The sequence below is a fragment of the Geobacillus sp. FSL W8-1251 genome (assembly GCF_038005945.1).
In the GTDB taxonomy this organism is placed as follows: Bacteria; Bacillota; Bacilli; order Bacillales; family Anoxybacillaceae; genus Geobacillus; species Geobacillus stearothermophilus.
The window spans coordinates 1,984,957-2,006,452 of the sequence record NZ_JBBOUF010000001.1 but is presented as its reverse complement, the minus strand read 5'-3'; the positions used below and the strand labels follow the sequence as shown (position 1 = coordinate 2,006,452).

General features: G+C 47.5%; 24 protein-coding genes and 1 pseudogene. 5 read left to right on the top strand and 20 right to left on the bottom strand.

Features of this window, described 5'->3' with window-relative positions; all coding sequences use genetic code 11:
* The first annotated feature begins 94 nt into the window (after positions 1-94).
* From NSS88_RS10470 to NSS88_RS10460, 3 genes are all read left to right on the top strand, one after another.
* A complete protein-coding gene (locus NSS88_RS10470; protein WP_341082796.1) occupies positions 95-652 on the top strand; it encodes a DUF6431 domain-containing protein in 558 nt (185 codons plus the stop codon).
* 140 nt (positions 653-792) lie between these two features.
* Complete coding sequence (locus NSS88_RS10465; protein ID WP_094239815.1) at positions 793-2,046, top strand: IS481 family transposase; 1,254 nt, start codon at positions 793-795, stop codon at positions 2,044-2,046.
* Positions 2,039-2,839: an ExeA family protein gene (locus tag NSS88_RS10460; RefSeq protein ID WP_069303982.1), complete on the top strand. Its 801-nt coding sequence runs from the start codon at positions 2,039-2,041 to the stop codon at positions 2,837-2,839. The genes NSS88_RS10465 and NSS88_RS10460 overlap by 8 nt, the downstream gene beginning before the upstream one ends.
* Positions 2,840-3,053: 214 nt before the next feature.
* On the opposite strand, the gene NSS88_RS10455 is transcribed toward NSS88_RS10460, so the two are convergent.
* The 5 genes from NSS88_RS10455 to NSS88_RS10435 all read right to left on the bottom strand — a co-directional run bounded on the left by NSS88_RS10455 (position 3,054) and on the right by NSS88_RS10435 (position 7,150).
* Positions 3,054-3,314 (bottom strand): hypothetical protein, encoded by a 261-nt coding sequence (locus NSS88_RS10455; RefSeq protein WP_341084391.1) that lies wholly within the window; start codon positions 3,312-3,314, stop codon positions 3,054-3,056.
* A gap of 3 nt (positions 3,315-3,317) precedes the next feature.
* Positions 3,318-3,884, bottom strand: a complete 567-nt coding sequence (locus NSS88_RS10450) for a helix-turn-helix domain-containing protein (protein WP_081106617.1) — start codon at positions 3,882-3,884, stop codon at positions 3,318-3,320.
* 293 nt (positions 3,885-4,177) lie between these two features.
* Positions 4,178-4,870: an LrgB family protein gene (locus NSS88_RS10445; RefSeq protein ID WP_061580773.1), complete on the bottom strand. Its 693-nt coding sequence runs from the start codon at positions 4,868-4,870 to the stop codon at positions 4,178-4,180.
* Positions 4,870-5,250 (bottom strand): CidA/LrgA family protein, encoded by a 381-nt coding sequence (locus tag NSS88_RS10440; protein ID WP_061580772.1) that lies wholly within the window; start codon positions 5,248-5,250, stop codon positions 4,870-4,872. Before NSS88_RS10440 ends, NSS88_RS10445 begins: the two co-directional genes overlap by 1 nt.
* A gap of 241 nt (positions 5,251-5,491) precedes the next feature.
* The gene (locus NSS88_RS10435; protein ID WP_341084388.1) at positions 5,492-7,150 is read right to left on the bottom strand and encodes an IS1634 family transposase; all 1,659 of its coding nucleotides are present in this window, start codon (positions 7,148-7,150) and stop codon (positions 5,492-5,494) included.
* Between the two features lie 168 nt (positions 7,151-7,318).
* Between NSS88_RS10435 and NSS88_RS10430 the strand changes: the two genes are divergently transcribed.
* On the top strand, positions 7,319-7,756 hold the full coding sequence (locus tag NSS88_RS10430; protein WP_061580962.1) for a MarR family winged helix-turn-helix transcriptional regulator: 438 nt from the start codon (positions 7,319-7,321) through the stop codon (positions 7,754-7,756).
* 113 nt (positions 7,757-7,869) lie between these two features.
* Complete coding sequence (locus NSS88_RS10425; protein ID WP_055357903.1) at positions 7,870-8,748, top strand: IS982 family transposase; 879 nt, start codon at positions 7,870-7,872, stop codon at positions 8,746-8,748.
* A 3-nt stretch (positions 8,749-8,751) separates the two neighbouring features.
* Here the strand turns inward: NSS88_RS10425 and NSS88_RS10420 are convergent, their stop codons facing one another.
* The 15 genes and pseudogenes from NSS88_RS10420 to NSS88_RS10350 all read right to left on the bottom strand — a co-directional run bounded on the left by NSS88_RS10420 (position 8,752) and on the right by NSS88_RS10350 (position 21,478).
* A complete protein-coding gene (locus tag NSS88_RS10420; RefSeq protein WP_341084387.1) occupies positions 8,752-8,928 on the bottom strand; it encodes a hypothetical protein in 177 nt (58 codons plus the stop codon).
* On the bottom strand, positions 8,925-9,221 hold the full coding sequence (locus tag NSS88_RS10415) for a hypothetical protein (RefSeq protein ID WP_445297962.1): 297 nt from the start codon (positions 9,219-9,221) through the stop codon (positions 8,925-8,927). Before NSS88_RS10415 ends, NSS88_RS10420 begins: the two co-directional genes overlap by 4 nt.
* A gap of 10 nt (positions 9,222-9,231) precedes the next feature.
* On the bottom strand, positions 9,232-10,680 hold the full coding sequence (locus tag NSS88_RS10410) for an IS66-like element ISBst12 family transposase (RefSeq protein WP_341084384.1): 1,449 nt from the start codon (positions 10,678-10,680) through the stop codon (positions 9,232-9,234).
* A 643-nt stretch (positions 10,681-11,323) separates the two neighbouring features.
* Positions 11,324-12,358 (bottom strand): type II toxin-antitoxin system antitoxin DNA ADP-ribosyl glycohydrolase DarG, encoded by a 1,035-nt coding sequence (gene darG, locus NSS88_RS10405; protein WP_341084383.1) that lies wholly within the window; start codon positions 12,356-12,358, stop codon positions 11,324-11,326.
* 127 nt (positions 12,359-12,485) lie between these two features.
* Positions 12,486-14,093: a hypothetical protein gene (locus NSS88_RS10400; protein ID WP_341084382.1), complete on the bottom strand. Its 1,608-nt coding sequence runs from the start codon at positions 14,091-14,093 to the stop codon at positions 12,486-12,488.
* A 502-nt stretch (positions 14,094-14,595) separates the two neighbouring features.
* Positions 14,596-14,712, bottom strand: a pseudogene (locus tag NSS88_RS10395) (flagellin); the annotation flags it as partial.
* Positions 14,713-15,058: 346 nt separating this feature from the next.
* Complete coding sequence (locus NSS88_RS10390; RefSeq protein WP_061580569.1) at positions 15,059-16,153, bottom strand: flagellin N-terminal helical domain-containing protein; 1,095 nt, start codon at positions 16,151-16,153, stop codon at positions 15,059-15,061.
* A gap of 184 nt (positions 16,154-16,337) precedes the next feature.
* Positions 16,338-16,577 (bottom strand): carbon storage regulator CsrA, encoded by a 240-nt coding sequence (gene csrA, locus NSS88_RS10385; RefSeq protein ID WP_055358257.1) that lies wholly within the window; start codon positions 16,575-16,577, stop codon positions 16,338-16,340.
* Between the two features lie 16 nt (positions 16,578-16,593).
* Complete coding sequence (fliW, locus tag NSS88_RS10380; RefSeq protein WP_055358256.1) at positions 16,594-17,028, bottom strand: flagellar assembly protein FliW; 435 nt, start codon at positions 17,026-17,028, stop codon at positions 16,594-16,596.
* A gap of 22 nt (positions 17,029-17,050) precedes the next feature.
* A complete protein-coding gene (locus NSS88_RS10375; RefSeq protein ID WP_033006521.1) occupies positions 17,051-17,605 on the bottom strand; it encodes a DUF6470 family protein in 555 nt (184 codons plus the stop codon).
* 21 nt (positions 17,606-17,626) lie between these two features.
* Positions 17,627-18,526, bottom strand: a complete 900-nt coding sequence (gene flgL, locus NSS88_RS10370) for a flagellar hook-associated protein FlgL (protein WP_033014971.1) — start codon at positions 18,524-18,526, stop codon at positions 17,627-17,629.
* A gap of 10 nt (positions 18,527-18,536) precedes the next feature.
* Positions 18,537-20,078 carry a flagellar hook-associated protein FlgK gene (flgK, locus tag NSS88_RS10365; protein WP_055358255.1) on the bottom strand — a complete coding sequence of 514 codons (1,542 nt, stop codon included), beginning with the start codon at positions 20,076-20,078 and terminating at the stop codon, positions 18,537-18,539.
* A gap of 121 nt (positions 20,079-20,199) precedes the next feature.
* Positions 20,200-20,733 carry a flagellar protein FlgN gene (locus NSS88_RS10360; RefSeq protein WP_023633641.1) on the bottom strand — a complete coding sequence of 178 codons (534 nt, stop codon included), beginning with the start codon at positions 20,731-20,733 and terminating at the stop codon, positions 20,200-20,202.
* Complete coding sequence (gene flgM, locus NSS88_RS10355; protein ID WP_341084370.1) at positions 20,730-20,999, bottom strand: flagellar biosynthesis anti-sigma factor FlgM; 270 nt, start codon at positions 20,997-20,999, stop codon at positions 20,730-20,732. Before flgM ends, NSS88_RS10360 begins: the two co-directional genes overlap by 4 nt.
* A 68-nt stretch (positions 21,000-21,067) precedes the next feature.
* Entirely contained in the window at positions 21,068-21,478 is a 411-nt protein-coding gene (locus tag NSS88_RS10350; RefSeq protein WP_200910056.1) for a TIGR03826 family flagellar region protein, read from the bottom strand.
* Between the last annotated feature and the right edge of the window lie 18 nt (positions 21,479-21,496).

Below are 21,496 nucleotides of genomic sequence, written 5' to 3'. Positions count from 1 at the left end.
AAGCCCTCTCCCCTTTTCTGAAAGAATGTGCTAAATTTTTTGTGAATTATTTCGGAAGAGAAAATCCATCGGTTCATAGGAGGGGGAAGAGGACGTGATTCAATTTCATGACTTTGGCATTGACGTCCAAACGTATGCAGAGCGTGGAAAAGAAAACGACTTCCCTCTTCTGAAAAAGTGTCCGCATTGCCGGGCCAAGCGCCCGTTGCACCGCCACGGTTACTATGAGCGAAACGCATTGACCCCACATGGTGATTATCGCATTTGGATTGTCCGGTATCGCTGTCGGGAATGCTTGAAGACGGTGAGTGTGCTGCCTTCCTTTCTCCTCCCGTATTTTCAGTATACGTTGTCCGCCATATGGCAAGTCGTGAAAGAGCAGTTGGGATTGACCGAGGGGACGAACCGGGCTCCGTTCCTCCTGACAAAGGACGGCATCATCTTTTATGTCCGACGGTTCTACCGAAACCTATCAAGCCTTCATAGCTTTTTTGCGAGGCGGTGGAGGATCATAGGCCCTATCGTGAAAAAAGAAAAGGAACGGGCTTCCTGGTGGATCCGGACGTTGGAGAAACACGGTCTCGATTCGGTCATCAGAGACATGTGGGAGGACGGATTCCGACACCCTTTTGCGAATCAAATGGGATCCTGATTTTACATACATATCCTAAATTGGAAATAGTTGAGGTTCCCACAAACCTTTCCTATCGACGGAGAAAAAGCAATTCGGTACGATAAGGGCAGACGGACCGGAACGGTCCTGATTCCAAGTGAGACCAGGAGGAGATTTGAATGAATGAGTCGATGAGACACGACATTGCCCTGTTTCGGTACGGGCTAATCGCTCCGTTGGTGAATGGGCAGGTGGAACCGAAGACGTATCTGAAAGAGGTGAGCGAGCGAGTGCACCATGTTCCCCACCAGGGCGACAAACGAATCGCAGCCAAGACGATCCTCGATTGGTGCACCCGATACAAAAAAGGGGGCTTTGACGCCTTAAAGCCGAAGCGCCGTTCGGACCGCGGCCACTCAAGGCGTCTGTCGCCCGATGATGAGGATCATATTTTAGCCCTAAGAAAAGAACATCCCACCATGCCCGTGACGGTGTTCTACGAACACCTGATCGAGCAGGGGGAAATCCCAGAAAATCATACCTCTTACTTTACTATATACCGATTGTTGAAAAAACACAACCTGGTGGGAAAAGAAATCTTGCCGATGCCGGAGCGAAAGCGTTTTGCGTATGACCAGATCAATGAGCTATGGCAAGGGGACTTATCCCATGGACCCACGATTCGCGTCCATGGGAAAGCCCAGAAAACGTTTTTGATCGCGTATATCGATGACTGCTCGCGGTTAGTGCCATATGCCCAATTTTTCCCTTCGGAGAAGTTTGACGGGCTGCGGATCGTCACGAAGGAAGCGGTGCTTCGTTGCGGGAAGCCGAAACGCATTTACTCGGACAACGGGAAAATTTATCGGTCCGAGGTGCTGCAGTATGCGTGCGCCGAGATGGGGATTACACTCATCCACACCCAGCCGTATGACCCGCAAAGCAAGGGAAAAATCGAACGGTTCTTCCGCACCGTACAGACACGGTTTTATCCACTGTTGGAGCTGAATCCGCCGAAATCGCTTGACGAGTTGAACGAGCGTTTTTGGAAGTGGCTTGAAGAGGAGTATCATCGAAAACCGCACGCCTCACTGGACGGAAAAACGCCGCATGAGGTGTTTCAATCGCAAGTGCATCTCGTGTCGTTCATCGAAGATGGCGATTGGCTGGATGCGATTTTTCTGAAACGGGAGCACCGCAAGGTCAAAGCCGATGGCACGATCACCCTGAATAAACAGCTATACGAAGTGCCGCCTCGGTTCATTGGGCAATCGATTGAGCTCCGCTATGACGAACGAGGCGTCTATGTGTACGAAGAGGGCAAACGGGTGGCGGAAGCCATTCGGGTGCGTTTGGAGGACAACGCCTATGTAAAACGCCATCGGTCCCCGTTTGCGGCGATTCCGGCGAAGGAGGGAGAACACGGTGTATAAATCGTTTTACTCCCTTTCGCGGGAGCCGTTTGCGAAAGAAACAGACCCGTCCGAGGCGTATCAAGGGGCGTCATTTCAGGAAGCGTTGCGGGCGCTGGAGTACGTGAAACGAACCCGGGGGATCGGGCTGTTGATCGGAGAGCCGGGGGCGGGCAAGACGTTCGCCCTTCGGGCGCTGAAAGAGTCATTGAATCCATCATTGTATCATGTCGTCTACTTTCCGTTATCCACCGGAGGCGTGATGGATTTTTACCGTGGACTGGCCTTGGGATTAGGAGAGGAACCGAAGTACCGCAAGGTAGACCTCTTCCGCCAAATCCAGCAGGCGATCGAGCGATTGTATCATGAACGGCGGATCACGCCGGTGTTCATTTTGGATGAGATGCATTTAGCGAAGGATGCATTTTTACAGGACATCGCGATCTTGTTCAACTTTGAGATGGATTCGACCAACCCATTTGTCTTGATTTTGGCCGGGCTGCCCCATTTACAGGGGAAGCTGCGGCTCAATCAGCACCGCCCTCTCGACCAGCGGATCATCATGCGATACCGGATGGGGCCGCTGGAGAAGGAAGAGGTGGCGGGCTACATCGAACATCGGATGAAACAGGCCGGGGCGAAGCATCCGATCTTCACCCCATCGGCGTTAGAGGCGATTGCCCTGCAGTCGCGGGGATGGCCTCGGGTGATCAACACGTTGGCCACGACGTGCCTGTTATACGGGTATCAGCTGAAAAAGGACGCCATTGACGAAGAAATGGTGCGCATGGCCGCAGAGGAAATGGGGTATTAGCACGAAAGGGGCCGAATCGGCCTCTTTTGTGCTTTCTCTTTTCCATAGGTCCATCAGGCGCGCTGGAAATCTTCATCTGAAAGAGCGTGCAAACGTTCCGAAAGAATGTGCAAAATCCGGAACAATCCGCAAAAATTTTGCACATTATTTCCGAATCCGCCTGAAATAATTTGAAAAAGGGATTCTGAAATAATGTGCTAGTTTACACTATCGATTACGGGAAAAGAGGCTCCAAGAAGAAAAACAGAAGGATCAATGAAAGGTCCTTCTGGGGAATTTTAAACCGGCGATTTTGGGGAAAAAATAATCGGCCTTGACATGCTTTCCATTGAATAGGGCTAAAACCATGGTAAAAAAACAACCCAAATGATATAGGAACAGCTAAATAAAAAGGGATTGCAAGGATAAATCTACGAGCCATTTTTTGATTGGATGGATCAGATAATGTATTTTCGTTTTTCAAAGGTGTCGGCATTGATTATTCCCCCTCTCCTTTATGGTTTGAAGGTTTTTGTTCTGGCTGAGGTATGAAGATCGTTGAAAGTGTGCGAAGGCGCCTGCCAGGAGCCGGTTGATTTTTAAGAGCCGGCTCAACAACAGAACGAATTGCTTGTAACAATCGGGAAAACTCCTCATCGCTTAAATACAATGAAGCCTTTCGATAGCTGACTCCATCCGCCTCCAGATCAAAGTGTTCTTGCTGCAAATACCTGTGAAAGTCAGATTGAATGGAAGCTAAAAAAGCCAAAAAATTCCGCATATGATCTTCTCGGCTGTAGTTTGCCAAATCATCTTTTGTCAAATTGGCTCCTTGTTCTGCCAATGTGTAAATTTTCTCTGTCGTTCCACGGACTTGTCGTTGATCAATAATTTGAATAATACCGCCTTCATGCAACTTATGAAGGTGTCGATATAATGTAGCCTGCGGAACATCCGGCAACAACTCGATTAATTGTTGAGCAGTTAGGTGCCGTCCCCCAGTGAAAGTTTGAACAATACGCAATCGGATCGGATGAAGTAGTAAATCTGCCTTTGACTGTTTAATCGTCGTTCACCTCTTTTTATTATTATCATTATTGATAATAATAAAAATAAAGAAAACAACAATTGTCAATCCACAATTATCCCTTTTTTCATCTAATGAGAAAAAAAGAGCCGTTAGTCAATGTCCAACAACTAACGACTCCGTTTCATAAAATGTAGTACTTGAGATCCTCTTTTCCCTTTCATTTCCCCTTTTATTCACATAAAACAGATTGAAAAACACAAACTATCGCATTTAATCCCCAATAAATTACCACTTTAATCCTTTAAAACAGCATGGGGGTCTGTCCCCTTTTAAATATGAAAGAACATGGTGATATACGGTGCGACAATGGAGCCTAATAAAGCACTTAATATCATGGCGACGGAGCCGATGGAAACGGCTAGTTCTCCGAATTCGGATGCTTTTGTGATTCCAAGTACATGTGATGCACTTCCAAGGGCAATTCCTTTTCCAAGCACACTTTTGATGCGCAGCCACTTTAAGATCACGGGTCCTACTATGGCGCCGGTAAGGCCTGCCACCATCACACATATAATCGTCATCGAGGAAATTCCGCCGATGCTGGCTGTAATTTGAATAGCCACTGGCATCGTAAAGGATTTCGGCAGCATCGATAAAACAAGACTACGATCAAAATGAAAGAATCTGCCAAAGAAAAGTCCGCTTAGCATTCCGGTCATCGTCCCGACGCTCACGCCTACCAGAATAGGAACCATATATTTTTTCAGCACAAAACGTTGCTTATATAAAGGATAGGCCAACGCTACGACACTTGGTCGAAGCAAAAAATTAATCCACTTGCCGCCCTTCATATATGTGTCATACGAAATATGTGCACCAATCAACAAAACGACCATCAAAATGGTCGTTGTCAATACGGGAAGCAAAAACGGCCAAGAAAAGCGTGAATAAATACGGCTCATGATCAGATAAATCCCAACCGTCATGATGATCATGACGAGAGGGATAAGAACTTGTTGTATCATGCTTTCTGCTCATCCTTTCTTTTTTGTCTGCTTTTTTCTAATAATTGACTGGCATGACCAGCAGCTACCACCGTCATGATCGTGCTAATGAAGACAATGAAAAATAATAATACCCCCTGCTTGGAAAGCAATGAAGGGTAATTCATAATGCCAATCATGGCCGGAACAAAAAGAAGAGGCAGAAACGCTATTAAGAAGCCAGCCCCTTGTTCAATCCAATCCAGCTTAAATAGTTTTAAAGACAAACAAAGCAGCAATAATAAAAGTCCCAGCACATTTCCGGGAATCAATAAATGCAAAGTGCGGTGAATCATTTCACCAATAAACGAAAACCCGTATAGAATAAAAATTTGAATAATAATTTGAATCCACTTCATATGCAAAAATCCTTCCCCCATTCTCTTTAAATTGAGTAGTAATCATGTATGATAGGAATAGAAAATACTCAAATACTTGTATAATACAACTATATACATAATATGTATTATAACTCACATTTCGCACCCTAACAAGGTCAAAACAAAGGATTTTTTATTTAGTTTTTCAGAATAACTTTTTGACCAACACGACGAGCGATGGCTATCCTTTTTTTACCATCGCTGGTCGTTCCGTATGACGTTACACGTAAATGCTCTCATCCAGCCCCAACCCCTGCAGAATCCTTCGTTGTTCAGGGGTGAAGGAGCGATCCAGTGAGCGTTGGATGCGTCCATCCGGCAGCTCCAGGAGGACGACGTTCACATATTGAAACAGCTGGAAAATCGCCTGCCCCGTCGGTCGGGTCAGCTTGCGGCCTCCGGCGCCCTTTAATGGGTGTTCGGGTGTGATGAACTGGCGCACCCGGCGCTGAAAGACGCGGTAAATGGCCAAGGCCAAGAGAAACAAATAGCCCAATACCGCAACTCGTTCTGGCTTTTTGACATAGATCTCATCCGTGAAAAAAGGGTCTTTCAAAAAAGCGAAGTTCATTTCCACCGAGATCTGCCCTTTATATAGCTTCAAGATCTCTTGGGCATCCATTTGTTGGCCCTTCCATTCCTCCGGAACGGTCGTGACGAGGACAAACCGGGACGCTTTCCGTCTTGCCTGTTCCCACGCGTTTTGGTCGAATTCGACGTCAAGGCGCAAGAGATACCGCGTCTCCATCTCGGGTTCCGCCCCTTTTTTCGGCCGTCCGCGCCGTTTTTTCGGGCGTACGATCTCTTCGACCGCGGCCTTGACCTGATGAAACCGTGGGCGAAGGGACATCTTGAGGGACGCCAAGGCTTGTTCAGCGTCTTCCCGGCACGAGAAAGGGTGGCGCTCCCAATGGGCTTGTTCCTCGCGAAGAAGCTCCGCTTCTTTGGTTCGTTCTTTTTCGAGCGTCTTTCCTTTTCGCTGGTCGAGCGCACTCGATTCGACGACGATCAGCCGAACGGGGTGGCCTTCATAGGTGGAGGATGTTTCCCATACCCGGTACGTGGCGCCGTTTCTCTCCGCCAGGGTAAAGGGTTCGCTCCACGGGATGTGAGGCGAATCGGCCTCCGCTAATGCCCGTTTGACGATGCGGAGCGACGAAGGGCCTCGGGTGATCAAAAAGGCGTTGGCCGCTTTGGTTTGCGCCAGGGTCTCTTTCGTCATCGCGGCGGAATCGGCCACGTAAATCCATTCGTCTTCGATTTTGGCCTGCTTCAGCTGTTCATGGACACGGGACAGCACCTCCGGATTCCACGTTTTGTCAGGCAGGTTGCCGTCGTGCACATCGCCGTAAAACGGGATGCCGTCCTCGTTGCCGACCAGTCCGAAACCGATCTGTTTTTGCCAACGATGATGGCGGTTATAGCCATGTGTGATCTGCAAAGCCTCTAATGAGGCCGATTCATACGCGCCGTAAACGGTCTTGTCCGTCGTATCGGCGTGGAAGGCTCGGAGGGAAAGGCCTTCTTTTCGATAAATATGAATCAAGCAAGTGCTGATCACCTTGTGAATGTCGGCCTCATACAAGCGGTCGAGATGACGAGCCAAGGCATCGTCGTTCAACCAGGAAGGATGGAGACCGGGACGGATGAGTTTCTCACAATCGACCTCCTGAGCCCATCGTTCCACGTGAACGAGGGCTTGCCGGCCGTCAAACAGATTGTAGATGATGGCCTGAACGGCGTCGCTGACTCGAGTCTGGCACTGTGGATCAACGGGAACGAGATGGTCAATCAATTGGGGCAGGCCCAGTTTCTTGAATAGGGCACTTATTATATTCAAATAATCATTACGATAGACCTTTTTGACTTGAACGTTCATGAGAGAAAAACTCCTTCACTTTCCTTGTATGTCAAGGATTCATTCGACGATGGACACAAAAAATCCTCCCGATTTTCGTTGGGAGGGTGCGAAATGTGAGTTATAAAATGATATTTTTCCTTGTCAATGAATTTAGAAGTTGAAAGCGGCGCCAATTTAAGGAGGAATATGGGATTGTCAAAAAAAGAACGTGCCATTGAACAAATCGAATACGAAATGACGACCTTTATACGTATGGCCACTTATGTGGACCAGACAGATAAAAAAGTAGGCATCTTTGAACGTGCCACTTATTTACTGCTAAGAGAACTCGATAAATTAGGATCCGCACGGCTGAAGACACTGGCCGATGTGCTGAAACTTGATATTTCAACCGTCAGCAGACAAGCGGCCTCACTTGAATCCAAAGGACTAATCGAACGTTTAGCAGATCCGAGCGATGGACGAGCCACTCTTTTTCACCTTACCGAAACGGGAAAAGAGAAACTTGCTATGGACAAAAAAATACGATTATCCAGATACAATCAATGGTTGGAAGAATGGACAGAAGAAGAATGCGAAATATTCAAAAATTTATTGAATCGATTAAACAACTCCTTTATTTAATAAAGGCTATGTTACCCGTGGTGCTAGATAAACTCAAACAAGCATAAAAATAGCCCTTGCATGAGGATCTCCTTAAAATGAAAGTGCAACCAAACATTGAAAGGAGAATCCCTATGCAAGAGCACTTTCATTTTACTACAGATCAAGCAAAGATTCAAAAGCAATATGCCGCCATTTTCTTTTTTGTCTCTGCCCAACTGTCATCGATTCAGATGTACCTACAGCGTCGCAACCGCCATTTGGTCAAACAGGAAGACGCCGTGGTCATCGCGATTCATCTTTTAGGAAAGTTGCTCGGTTTTACTTCTGAACGGGCGTGGCATCGTTTTGTCACGGGAAATTTGTTCACAAACGGCTCGTTTCTTGAACGCTCCCGATACAACCGCCGTTGCCGGGCGCTTGGTTTCGCCATCAAATGGATCCGTCATGAGCTGGCAAAACGCGGTCAACATCATGCCTATGCCGTCGTGGACAGCTTGCCGCTCCCGTTGTGCCATACGGCAAGAATGCATCGCGTCAAACGGTTTCAAGAGATCGCCGACATCGGGTATTGCGCTTCCAAAAAGCAATGGTACTACGGGTTGAAGCTGCACCTTCAAGTGACCGATCAAGGGCTGCCAATGGGGTATGTGGTGACGGAAGCATCTTGCCACGATCGAATCGCAGCCGAAAGCGTGATGACCCAAATTCCCCACCCGTATAACTTTGGGGACAAAGGATTCATTAGCCGTGACTTGCAAAAAAGGCTGTACGAAGAATACCAAATGGCGCTTTGGACTCCGTCTCGAAAAAACCAGAAACATCGTGCGTCTGAGACATGGGAGCAGTGGATCCAACAAAAACGCAAAGTGATCGAGACGGTGTTCTCGGTTCTGGTTGACCACTATCGCATCACGGGGATCCGAGCCAATTCGATTATCGGATTTGAAGTGGCACTAGACGGTATATTGTTAGCTTATTCCCTGGTTACACTTGGGCTAGTTGAGCGCTAAAGCTCAACTAGCACCACGGGTAATATCTAATTCGATACCAATTTGTGCGAGTGCATCCGTATCAAAAATGGTCGTAGCACAACCTGTGTCCAACAACACGTCTGTTAAAAGAACAGTTTTTTCACCACACTTTATTTCGACAGAAACAATAGGTAATCCATTTTCTATTCTTATATTCATACTCTCCCCCGAATCCCTATAAAATATTGTTCTTCTACCTCTATTTGCTCCTTACTTGTGTGAAAAATATATAATTCTTTCTCCGGAAAAGTTTTGTGCTGCTGTTTATAACCATTCCATGCATCAGACACACTATGATACCGATCGATCACTGCCATTTCCTTAATGATACGTTTGCCATTTTGTGAACAAGCCGAAATAGCCTCCACCAACACAAATTGATTCGGATAGTAACTATTCACCCCAGTGCTAGTGTATAAAAAAGCCCAGCACAAATAGGGCATTTCGGTCATAGAAAATGCCCTAGGTAGCGGAAAGAACTCGATCGATCGTTTCGCCTGCCAACAGAAGACATAACGAATCCCACACGTTTTTTTCGTGTTTCGTCAGTGTGGAAACGATGCTTCTTGCGATGCAAAACGACTGCGCGAATGTTTCTTCGCGAAACGTACCCGAAATGTTCTCTTTGACTTTGACCATGCGAAGATCGCGTTCGGCTTGGTTGTTGTCAAAGGGAACATGTACTTCACGTAAGAAACGCAGCGCTTCTTCCTTTCGTTTTTGAAGGCGTCGAACAAAAGCGAGTGCTTTTTTCGGAAGAGGCGTCATCGTTTCTAATCGGTGTTGTGCTCTTTCTAGGATGCGATCATACACTCGTTCCCACCGTCTCGCTTCTTCTTCGGAAAGTGCACCGTGATGGGCTTCGACGGCTTGCTTGGCGGCTAACAGAAACGTGGTCATGCGCATCGCCCACGTATGCCCCTGTTCGATGAATCCTTTTAACTCACGCAAATGGTGGGCATGACAAAGGGCATGGGTGGCATGTGTGTATTTCGGATACGTACCGAACGCATCGTGCATCATCGTCCCTTCATATCGGGGAAGAATCCCGATCTCATCGGTCGCTTTTTTTCCACGAGAAGCGTGAGGAGCCAAGTATGTATATCTCGATGTACACGCGACATGCACCCATGCGAGTTTCCCATTGATGCGCAAACTCGTTTCATCGACATGCAGGATGTTGGATTCAAGTAAGGCGTCTTCGATGATGTCCATATTTGATTCCAGCGCTTCGCGTCCTCGTTTCACCATATTGGCAAGGGTTCCTGTACTAATCGAGTGTTGATATAACGCTTCGATTGTATCACTTAAACGCTTGTACGGGATCAATTGGATATGATGTAAATAAACAACGAGCGCCGTGAGCCGTGGACCGTATTGCACATGATTCGTGACATGGGATGGGAATTCGGCTTGTTGCACGCATCGACAATGTGGACACGATTTCACTTCACGTTCATGTTGTGTCACCTCGATCGCCACAGGAGGGACATCAAACACTTGACGGATATCGACTTTGAACGGTTTGACGTCACGCAAAGAAGCCCCACATCCTTGACACGTATGCACACGGTGGACGACACGATGATGTGGATGTTCCACTTGACGGAGCGTCGTTCCTTGATGTCCTTCTTGTCCGCCTGGCTTGTTGCCAGATGGTTGACGAGAAGAACGTGTGTTGGCAAAACGGTCAGAAGATGGGGGCAAATGGCTATTGGAGCTGTTTTTTTTCGTGCGTGCTTCCAGCTCTTGAACACGGTACTTCAGTTGTTCATTTTCTTTGCGTAGCTGTTTGTTTTCGTGACGCAAATGTTCATTTTCTTGAATGAGTTGATGAATGAGCTGTTTTTGTTGTTGAACTTTGCCGATTAAGCCCTCAACTGTAAATACAGCTTGTTGTACCGTCAACATGCGATTCACCTCCTTGTCTATCAATATTCACATCATAGACAAGGAAAGAAGAAAATATTCAGCTCACTTTAGGATGTGGCTGAATATATACTTCGGATATTGCTTACGTAACTCTGACCATTTCATTTGTTTGCCTCCATCTCTTTTTATTACATTTTATCACTAATCACCTTACATATATAAAGCAATATTTTTAAAATTTAAGCGTGGCAAGCAGTATGAGTACAATTTAATGCCAACGTCTAACATCATATCGATAGAAACAAACTATACTAAGGGAGTTTGCTTGTCCTCTGCTTTTTCAATCGGGACCCTATTCGATATCGAGCAAAAATTTTTGACTAATATCCACAGTAATAAGTAAATTTTCATGTCCTTGCTACTATCTGAATACAATTTACAGAAAATATTTCGTATATCGTTTGTTTCATCGTTATTTTCTGACTCATCTACCCGTTAGCCGCCAAATAAGATATAATGAAAAAATTACAAATATTGCATAATATCACATTCGATTTTGTCATCTTTAAAAGGTCTGGACGTATCTTTATTTGATTGGGATAAGAATCTAATTAAGGCTTACACTGATAATAAAAGCCTTACTCCCCGAACGAGCAAGGCTTAATCTAACAAGCATTTTTTATTAATTAAGCATCCCTATTCCTTTCAAATGTTGCCAAGCTTTTGTGATATGCGTTTCTTTAAATATCTTCCGCTTTCGTTCGTTCCAATTATGAATTTCTTTAATAATGGAATGAATATCGTCTTTTATATCCGGATTTTCTTTCACAACCCAATGTACAGTGGAAAGCAATTCCAGCCCATATGGAGTTTCAAACCCTTGAATGACATTCCGCACTTTATCTAAATGTTCATCAGCTTCAGAATCACCCTGCAAATACTGTTCAGCTTCTTGTACCGCATTCGGTAGTAAATAAATTTCCGCATCCCGATTGCGGTCTCCAAAACCTCGAATAAAATGACCGTCCAAACGCAGTAGCACATGATTTAAGTTGTCCGCATACGGACCGTATTTCCCTTTCTCAAATCGCAATCTCATCGGTTCGCCGACAACCTGAAGAAAATAAGCCAACTTCTGAATTTCCAGCAATGACAACTTATACCCCGGAATGGAATAATCATTCATTAACATTAGCAATAACGCTCGAGATCTTGTCATCTTTGGAGGTTTTGTACGTATTTTGATTTGATCAGGGTTAGGGCTCCCTGCAGGCTCATACAAATGCACTTCCACCTCTTTTAAATGCTCAAAAGCCGCTTCAATTTTAGGACGTACTTCATCCCATCTAAGCCCACCATTTCCACAGCCAAGCGGCGGAAGCGCAATCGATTTTATATTAAGCTCCTTAACCACCTTTATCAAATCTGCCAACCCTAGTTCAATATCTTCCATCCGGGATTTATTTTTCCAATGGCGTTTTGTAGGAAAATTAATAATATATTTTGGGTTCAATAACGATTTAGTGGAAACGACATGCATTTTGCCTGGCTGCACTTCCTTACGGCGGCAAGCCTTTTCATACTCCGAAAACATTTCTGGATAAGCTTGCTTAAATTGCAGTGCAATTCCTTTCCCCATCACGCCGACACAATTGACCGTGTTCACCAAAGCTTCTGCTTCATCTTCCAAGAGATTGCCTTGTTTTAGGATGATCATTGCGTCACCTCCTTCAGTAGTACCAATGCGGCCGGACAGCTATCGGTTTATGGCAATGACATTGGTACATAATCTCTTCAACTTTTTGCTTCATTTTATCATTTTTAACCTCTTAATGCCTTAAAAATCATCGTTCCAGAGAACAATGAACATTAATCTGTATCCCATTACTAATCAAAAGGGACACAATTCTTTGAAACCCTTTTTCCCGAAAATCATCAGGCATGATCACAATCAACGTATAATCGGCGAGCGAATGGTAAAACTGCATTTTTCGGTCCGCCTTCTCCGTATACCACTTGTAACGCGTCGAACCATATAGTCCGAAATATTCGACAATCCACTTTCTGCCGTTTTGTTCAATCACCCAGTCAGGGATATATACTTCGTCATATTCTTGGTTCACAAAACGACATCCTTCTCTTTCCACTTTCCCATCAACGACCTCGCGAATCAAAAAGTTATGGATTTCTAGTTCTTCTTTTGAATCACACAATTGCCCGTCAATCCCAACTAGCAAATTAAATTCCTCAGGCTGAAATGTATATTCGGGGAATGATTCCATAATCCAACGGTAAAATTTGCTGTCGTAATGACGATCGACCATGCTGATAAACCGTGGAAAATGCTTGCGAAAATACGCCCGGTTTAACCTCGGCAACTCCTCGCGGCCGATCCCCCGCTTGGCACAAAACGTCCGCAGCGCCTGCACCCGGTTTTGCGGCGAATGCCAATGTTGGTTCGGCACACGCTGAAACTCTGTCACATCATACTTCCCCGGAAACACCGCCTCTATAATCTCAATCGGCGAACCGTGATATTCATGTAACAGACCAGTCAGCCCTTCCGCCATCAGCCGCTGTTTCGTCATAAAGCGCGGGACATCCTGCTCGGCTACTCCCTCCCTTTCAATCAAATCAATAATGGCCTGTCTGACATTCTTGATATCTTTCCAATAGCCGTTTGGTTTTGTGTGAAAATCATCGAGTGAAAATTGGTTGGGGAAAAGATATTGTATAAACTCTAGAGGCGAATTACGGTGATGTTTTAAAGCTGCACTAAAACGATGCTTGATGAGCATTTGCTGCGTCACTTTCTTCGGCACGTCTTCGAACCGAATCTTTTCTTGACGAAGCATGTCCATAAACTGCTCTTTCAAAAATTCGCGGTTTGTTGCATAACCTTGAGGAATTTTTTTAAAATCCGTTTCTTTAAAACGGCCGGGGTATAGGGCGTTCATAAGGCGAAATGGGGAATAACCGTACCGCTTTAAAGGATTGGAAAACCCCCATTCGACAAGAACATAGCGATTTACTTTTTGAGGGATCTCCTCAATCTTGATTCCCTCTTTCTCTAAATACCACTCTAGGCGTTTACGTATATTCTCCACATTACCCCAATAATCAACCGGAACACGATAGAAGTCGAATTCATTATATTGGTTCGGATAAACAAACTCAATGAGCCGACGGGGAGATTTAAACCGATTCAACACTCCCCAAAGCTTTTGCTCGCCGATCAGCTTTTTTGTGATCTTGGGAATTTGTTCCTTCGATAAAACAAGTTGCACTTCCAACACATAACGCACCAAGATGATGACATTTTCGTCCTTTTCCCACGTCCCAGATGGGAGCGTCTTTCTCTTTCCAGCCAACAGCTCTTTGTACACACTGACAATCGGAAATTGCGCCAATTCACAAGAAGGGATTTGTCGATATTTGTTTATAGTGGTCATTTGGATCACCCCCTTTGATTATAACATAACACAAACATATGTTCTATTAAATTTTAAAGCTTTTTCTAACAAAAGAAACACCGAGGGAACCAAATGTCCCTCGGTATAATTTCGCGTATTAACGAAGCAATTGCAATACTGCTTGTGGTTGTTGGTTGGCTTGCCATGCCTCAACGTCTTTCGAACGTTGTGTAGACTACATCTTCACCCTCAGCTTGACCTGTTAGGGGCTGGGCACTTCGGTTCGGCGATCTTGCCTCCCCTACGGACTTCATCACCATAGCATTTTGCCTTAGGTGGTATGTCCTAGTCGTTGAACCTTCTCCACCCTTTCGGGACAGGAGCTTGGCTGCTGGTTGCCCATTGTTGCATCTTTCCTTTTTTCAAGCCATCACGCCTGCCGTTTCCAGCTACGTTGTGGCAAGGAAAGCTTTAGGGGTTCCCAGCAATTCACCCAGTGATCCTCTTAGCCGTTTCCAGCTAAGACGCCCTTCTAATCAAATTACCGAAGCAGTTGCAACACTGCTTGCGGAATTTGACTAGACTGAGCCAACATCGCTTGTGCTGCTTGTGTTAGGATATTGTTCTTTGTGAACTCCATCATTTCTTTCGCCATCGTGCGAACATTTGCTTTCGCAAATGACCAGACTATATCTTCACCCTCAGCTTTACCTGTTAGGGGCCGGGCGCTTCGGATGATACAGGACGATGGAGGAATCCTGTTCACCCTACGGACTTCATCGCCATAGCTGCTCGCCTTAGGCGGTATGCCCTAGTCGTTGAACCTTCTCCACCCTTTCGGAACAGGAGCTTGGCTGCTGGTTGCCCAATCCTTTGACTTTTCCAGCCATCACGCCTGCTGTTTCCAGCTACGTTGTGGCGTCAAAGGCTCTAAGGGGTTTCCAGCAATTCACCCGGTGATGATCCTAGCCGTTTCCAGCTAGGACGACTGTGCCTGTCGCCATTTAAGCGGCTAAGGCATAATCTACGTCGCGGATGCGGGATTCTGCTGCTGTTAAGTTTTCAGCAGATGTACCTAAGTTGTTGATCGTATGTTCTAGGCGATTTTGTGCAGCTCCTAATGCTGAACGTTGTTTAGAAATATCTTTTATTGCTCTATCCATAGTATCTACTAGATTTTCAAAGTTAGCCTTTGTAAGACCATTTGCTGCTTGTAGTTTATCAATAGCATCCTCAATAGTATCGGATCCGTTTGCTGTTGATATATCTCCAATTGTAGAAGCATCATATTTTGAAAAAGCTACAGATAACGTTTCATCTGCGCCACCTTTTGTACCAATCAAGAACTCAGCAGCTGCACTTCCTGCAGCAGTTTTAATAGTTTTACTGTTAAGTCCTGCTTTTAGTTCTGCTACAGTATTTTTACCTGTTATGGTGAAGCTAACACCTAATTGATTAAAACTAAAAGTTTTACTCTCAGATGATAATGCAGAAATATCTAACGTTTGAGAAACTCTATCACTAGATCTAGTTAAAGTGATTTTATTATTAGTATCATCAATTGAAATTGTATAAGTTTCGCTTGCAAGTGCTCCAGATACGTCTAATGCACTAATTGTTGAGCCAGTACCTGCAGCAACACCCACTTTAATATCACCTGAAGTGTCAACTTTCGCAGCCAAATCGCCATTTAATAATTTCTTTTCGTTGAATGCAGTCGTTTTAGAAATTCGATTGATTTCTGTTTCTAATTGTTCTAACTCGTCAAGAATGGCCTCACGGTCAGCATCATTGTTTGTGTCATTGGCCCCTTGAACGGCTAATTCACGCATTCTTTGAGCAATGGAATGGATTTCATTCAAAGCCCCTTCTGCTGTCTGAAGCATCGAGATTCCATCTTGTGCATTGCGTTGCGCTTGTTCTAAACCGCGAATTTGTGAGCGCATTTTTTCAGAGATAGATAGCCCTGCTGCGTCGTCACCCGCACGGTTAATACGAAGACCAGAAGAAAGCTTTTCCATGCTCTTAGAAGCATTTAAACCATTAGCAGTTAGCTGACGATACGTATTCAACGCCGCAATGTTGTGGTTGATTCTCATGTTCTCTTCCTCCTTGAAATGATGTTTTCCACGTCCTTGTGGAACGGCGGGGCTAGGGCGAAAGTCGGCCGCCTTTCGCCGCAAACCGCGCTCACTTTTTATATCGGCGCGTTTTTTGGAAGTTTAATAGGGAAATTTAATTTTTTTCGATGGAGCGAAAAAAGCGCCGTTTGGGCGCTTCGGGTTATCGTTGTTTCCATTGTTTCAGTTTGGCGGTCAATGCGGCGAGCGACGCTTCGGGCGCTTCGGAGGCGGCGTTGTTTTCCGCTTGGATGGCGAGGTACACTTCTTTGCGATGAACGTCGATGTGTTTGGGCGCGTTGATGCCAAGCTTTACTTGATCGCCTTGGATGGCGAGGACGGTGATTTCGATGTCATCGCCGATTTGGATCGCTTCTTTGAGTTTGCGCGTTAAAACAAGCATGGTTCGCCCGCCTCCTTTACGTCGCCGCTTTTTCCGGGAAGAGGCGATGTTTCGTTTTGTACGGGGTGTTCGATAAGATCACTTGCTTGCCGATTCGTTTTCGGGCGTTGATGACCACGGGCGCCTGCAAGTTCGCGGTCGTGTTGTCGAACGGGTCAGCAACCGTCAAGATGACGTACACGGCGACGTCGCGTTCGCTTTCGATGTTAAGTTGTTCGACCGTCCCTTCATCCAGTTCAAATTCGTACGCCGGAAAGTACGAAAACGGCTCAATCAGCACAAACCCAAGCGCGGGGGTCTTGACCGACTGCAAGATGACAAACGGCGTGTCGGCAAGCGGCAAAAGGACGAACCGCTTCTCGTCCGCAAATCCGGGCAGGCCGTGGGGGAAGCGGATGATGTCTTCGTCCTTCACCGCCACCGTTCCGTGGTATTTCGTGTCGATGTTCAATGCTTGCTCCTCCTTATGTTCCTCAAATGACGACGTCAATGTGAAGCGACGGACGCTGGGCGAGGCGGATCGCCACCTCGCCCGGCATGTAGCGAATGACCGGTGGATGCGTGCGGGCGCGGATGACCGGTTTGCGTGCCTCAAAGCGAATATCCACATCCGCCGGAGTATAGGATATGTGAACGCTGAACGGGGACGGCACCCAGCCGATGTTGAATTCGTACATCGGAGTTTCGCTGTTTTCTTTCGCCTGCTCGGCGATCGGGTTGCCGCCGTCCTCAATGCGCATGAGCTCGTCGCCTTGGCGAGAGACGCGGGCCAGCCCGTCAAGCCAATCGTTGTATCCTTGTTCAGCAAACTTTTCGATGCGGCGGAAGATATGTTCTAAGTTCATGTCTTCCCACGCTTTTGTCTGATCGATCGTTAGCTTGGACGGCGTCGTACGGATCGTGAGTCGGGCCGGAGATTGCTCGATTTCCAACTCGGCAGGCGGCTGTTGGATTTCTAGTTTCGCCGGAACGGTTTCGATGGCGATTTTCGCCATCGTTGACTGCAAGCGGATCTGCGGCAGCTGCATCGTCATCTCCCCCTTATCCGCTTAGCGCAAAAAGTCGAGCAGCGTCGGCTGAATGATGCGGGCGCCGACGCCAAGGGCGGCGCGGTGCACACTTTCCTGTGTTTTCAAATCGGTAATGACCCGTTCGATATCGGCGTCTTCATTGTCCGACAAAATTTGTTGGGCGATCACTTCCTGTTCATCGACACGCGCTTCCATCAGCTCAAGGCGGTTGCTTCGCGCGCCAAGCTCGGCACGCTCGGCCAAGACGTTGTCGATGTGCTTGTCAATATAGGATAAATAACCGTTCAGCTCTTGGCCGCTCTTGCCAGCTTCCAAGTCATTCACAAGCGCTTCTAAATCGCTGAACAGCCCTTGTCCTGGAGTCGCGCTGTACGTAAAGACGCGCGTCGGATTGACGTTGACCGGGAGCTGGATGCCTTTTAACAGCTCGATTTTCACTTGTTCTGTGTTCGTCGACACTTTGTTCACTGGGGCGTCCAAGTTGACCGGCGGTCGAAGGGTATCCGTGCCATTGAAAATGTATTTGCCCGCAATTTGTGTGTTGGCAATGGACACTAAATGGTTTTTTAGCTCATCGATCTCTTTCGCGATATGCTCACGCTGCGATTGCTCATACGTATCGTTGCTTGCCTGGACGACGAGCTCGCGAATGCGCTGGAGCACTTGCGTCGCTTCGTTAAGCGCCGAGTCGGACGCATCGATCCAGTTATGGGCTTCGGAGAAATTGCGTTTAAACTGTTCCACCTCAGTTAAGTTCGTCCGGTACGCCATCCCTTTGATGGCCACGACCGGGTCGTCAGACGGGCGGGCAATTTTTTTGCCGGTGGACAGCTGGTCTTGAATTTTGCCGAGCCGTTCATAGCTTTGGCTCAAGTTGCGCAGCATATTTTGCGTCAACATCGATTGCGTGACGCGCATCATCGCTCACCTACCTTCCGACAATTCCCATGCCGTTAATGATTTTATCGAGCATTTCATCAATCGTTGTAATCGTGCGCGCCGCCGCGTTGTAGGCGTGCTGAAACCGAATCATGTTCGTCATTTCTTCATCGAGCGACACCCCGCTGACGGACTGCTGCCTTTCCTCCACCGACTGGCGGAGCACTTCGGAGTTGTTGACGAGGCGGTTCGCCTGTTGGGTGTCGACCGCCAGCTGGCCGATCATGCTTTCGTAATACGCCTGCAGCGTGCCCGCTGTGATCGGATACGAGACCGACGGCGCCGGATTTTGCAGGTTGGCAAAATTGCTGTTTTTGACATTGGCGAGACGAATGGCGTTTAAGCCGTTCCCCGGTTCGTTCGGCGCTAATGAAGCGGCGATATTGTTTAAATCATCAATATTGGATGACAATTGGATCGCTTTCGCTGCCCCGTCCACTTGCGTCAAATCGCTGAAAAACAGCCCTCCCGGGTTGCTCGGGCTGAGCGTATACCCTGTTTGGTGCACTTCGTTAAACCGTTTGGCGAACGAATACGCGAGCGTATCGAGCTTTTTCAACATATCGGGATAAATGCCTTTGACACCGCTTCCGTCATCATATCCGTAGGCCTCGATCAACCCTTTCAACTTGCCGGAGGCGACAAACGGGATGGAAGAGCCTCCAAGCGAAAGTCCGGTAAGCGGACCGGTCGGCATCTCCGGGGAGGAGCTGGCGCTCGGCGATACGGACAGCGTCTGGTATCCTTGGTTGCCATTGACCAGCAGCTGACGCTGGCCGTTGCCATCAAAAATATATACATCATAAGACCCCTCCGCCGTTTTCAGCGCATTGCCGCCGCTTGGCTTCGGCTCGACTTCGATTTTGACGAGCGCAGACAGTTCATCGAGCAGTCGGTCGCGCTCATCGTACAAATCGTTCGGCAAGTAGCCGTGCAGTTCGACTTCGGCGATTTGTTGGTTGATTTTATACAGCTGTTCCGCGATCGAGTTGATCGATTTGACGGTCACTTGAATTTCATTGGCGAGATCGTTTTGAATAGAGGTTAACGAATCGGCCAAATAATGAAACGTCTCGACCACCGCCAGTCCGCGCTGGCGCACGACCGAGCGGGCCCCTGTATTTTCTGGGTTTGCACTTAAATCCTGGAGCGCCTGCCAAAATTGATCCATGGTTTTGGATAAACCGCTGTCGGACGGTTCGTTCATAATGTCCTCCATTTTTTTTAATGCATCGGCTTGGGCTTGCCAATAGCCGAGCTTGTTGTTCTCGCCGCGGTATTGCCAGTCAAAAAAGCGGTCGCGCACCCGCTCAATCGACCCCGCCTCGACCCCCGTCCCCATCTGTCCCGGAATTTGCGGGCGGTTGAGGGACGCCGGCGGGTACGGCTCGCTTTGGACAAAATTGACACGCTGACGGGAATAGCCGAGCGTATTGGCGTTGGCAATGTTATGGCTGGTCGTGTACAGCGCCATTTGCTGCACGGCCATGCCGCGCTTGGCGACTTCCAGCCCGTGAAATGTTGATCCCATCGTGCCCCTCCTTTTCATCTTCTAATGATTGTCCGCTGTTTTCTGCCTAGCGGCTCTGTTTCGTTTTGACGGCTGTTGGATGGATCGATCTCTCCTTATTTTCCGTCGGTGATTTGTGCTGCTATGCTTTGGAATCAAAGAGTGAACGGCTTCGTCCATGTCCATATTGTCTCGTTGATTGGTTTGGCGCGGTATAGTTCACGTTGGGCGGCTGCGGCATCAATTGGTCCAACATCAGCGTCACCCATTGCAGCGACTGGCGGATGAGCTGCCCATTCAGCTCGTTGACTGCCTGGAGCTCGTTGATCACGTCGAGCAACTCGCTAGCCAACTGTTCGGCTTTTTGCCGCTCCTCCTCGTCCATTTTCGGCAAGCAATCGGCCAATGTCAGCGGATGCCCGCCATCGGACCATGCGGCGACGAGTTGTGCCCGCTCGCGCTCGAGCTGCTGGATGGCGGCGATAGCAGTTTGTTCTTTTTGGATCAGCTGCATTAATCCGTCCATATCGCCTCGTTTTAATACGTCCGTTTTTTGATAGGCCAATTGAAGCAAATGCCGGTGCAGCGTCAAGTGCCGGTCAAGGAGCGCCATCAGCTGCAGCGCTGGCGCACGCTGTTCATCATCGGTTCGGCGATTTTCTACCCTTGTGTTCATTGGCCATCGCCCTTATAGAACTTGTATAGTTTCTCCGCAATGGCGCGGGCATCGATCTCATACGTTCTGTTGTCGATTTGTTCCTTCAACCGGCGCACTTTCTCTTCCCGCTCGGCGGCCCAAGTGGAGCGTTGCTGCAGCTCTTTTGCCTCCTCAGAAATTTCGACGCGATCCCGCCGCCCGGGTTGCCCTGTTTTTCCTTGTGGGATGCCCGAGTACTGACGGTAGGGATGAACGCCAATCGAAAACCGGTTATCGATTCTCACTGCGATTCCTCCTATCCGTTCCGCCCGTTGTTGCCTTACTACTATTATCGGTCAATCCGTTCATTTGTTTAACGGCCATTTCGCTCTTTGTCGGTGTAATACGTGCGAAACACTTGTTTTTTCTTCTGTTCTTCTTCTTTTTTCGCCATTTCCAGCTGCCTTTGCAAATCTTTTGAACAGTCAGCGCACATTCTGCCTTCGCGGATCAGCTTGCCGCAACGGTCGCACGGATATCCTAAATTCGGCAGCTGCGCCAACGTTAAGCGGCCGCTTTTGATGAATTTGACCAGCAGCGTCTCAGGCACCCCTGTCGCATCGACAATTTGCTCCATCGTCGCCAACCGGTTTTCCCGGCGCCGCAAAAATTGGACCACGGTTTGAAATTGCCGTTCTTCTTCATGACAAGACGGGCAAATATCGCGAAACGGCGAGCGGACAAACAGACGGCCGCAAACCGGGCAATTTTCTAAGTTCATCATTCTCCCCTCCCAATGTGC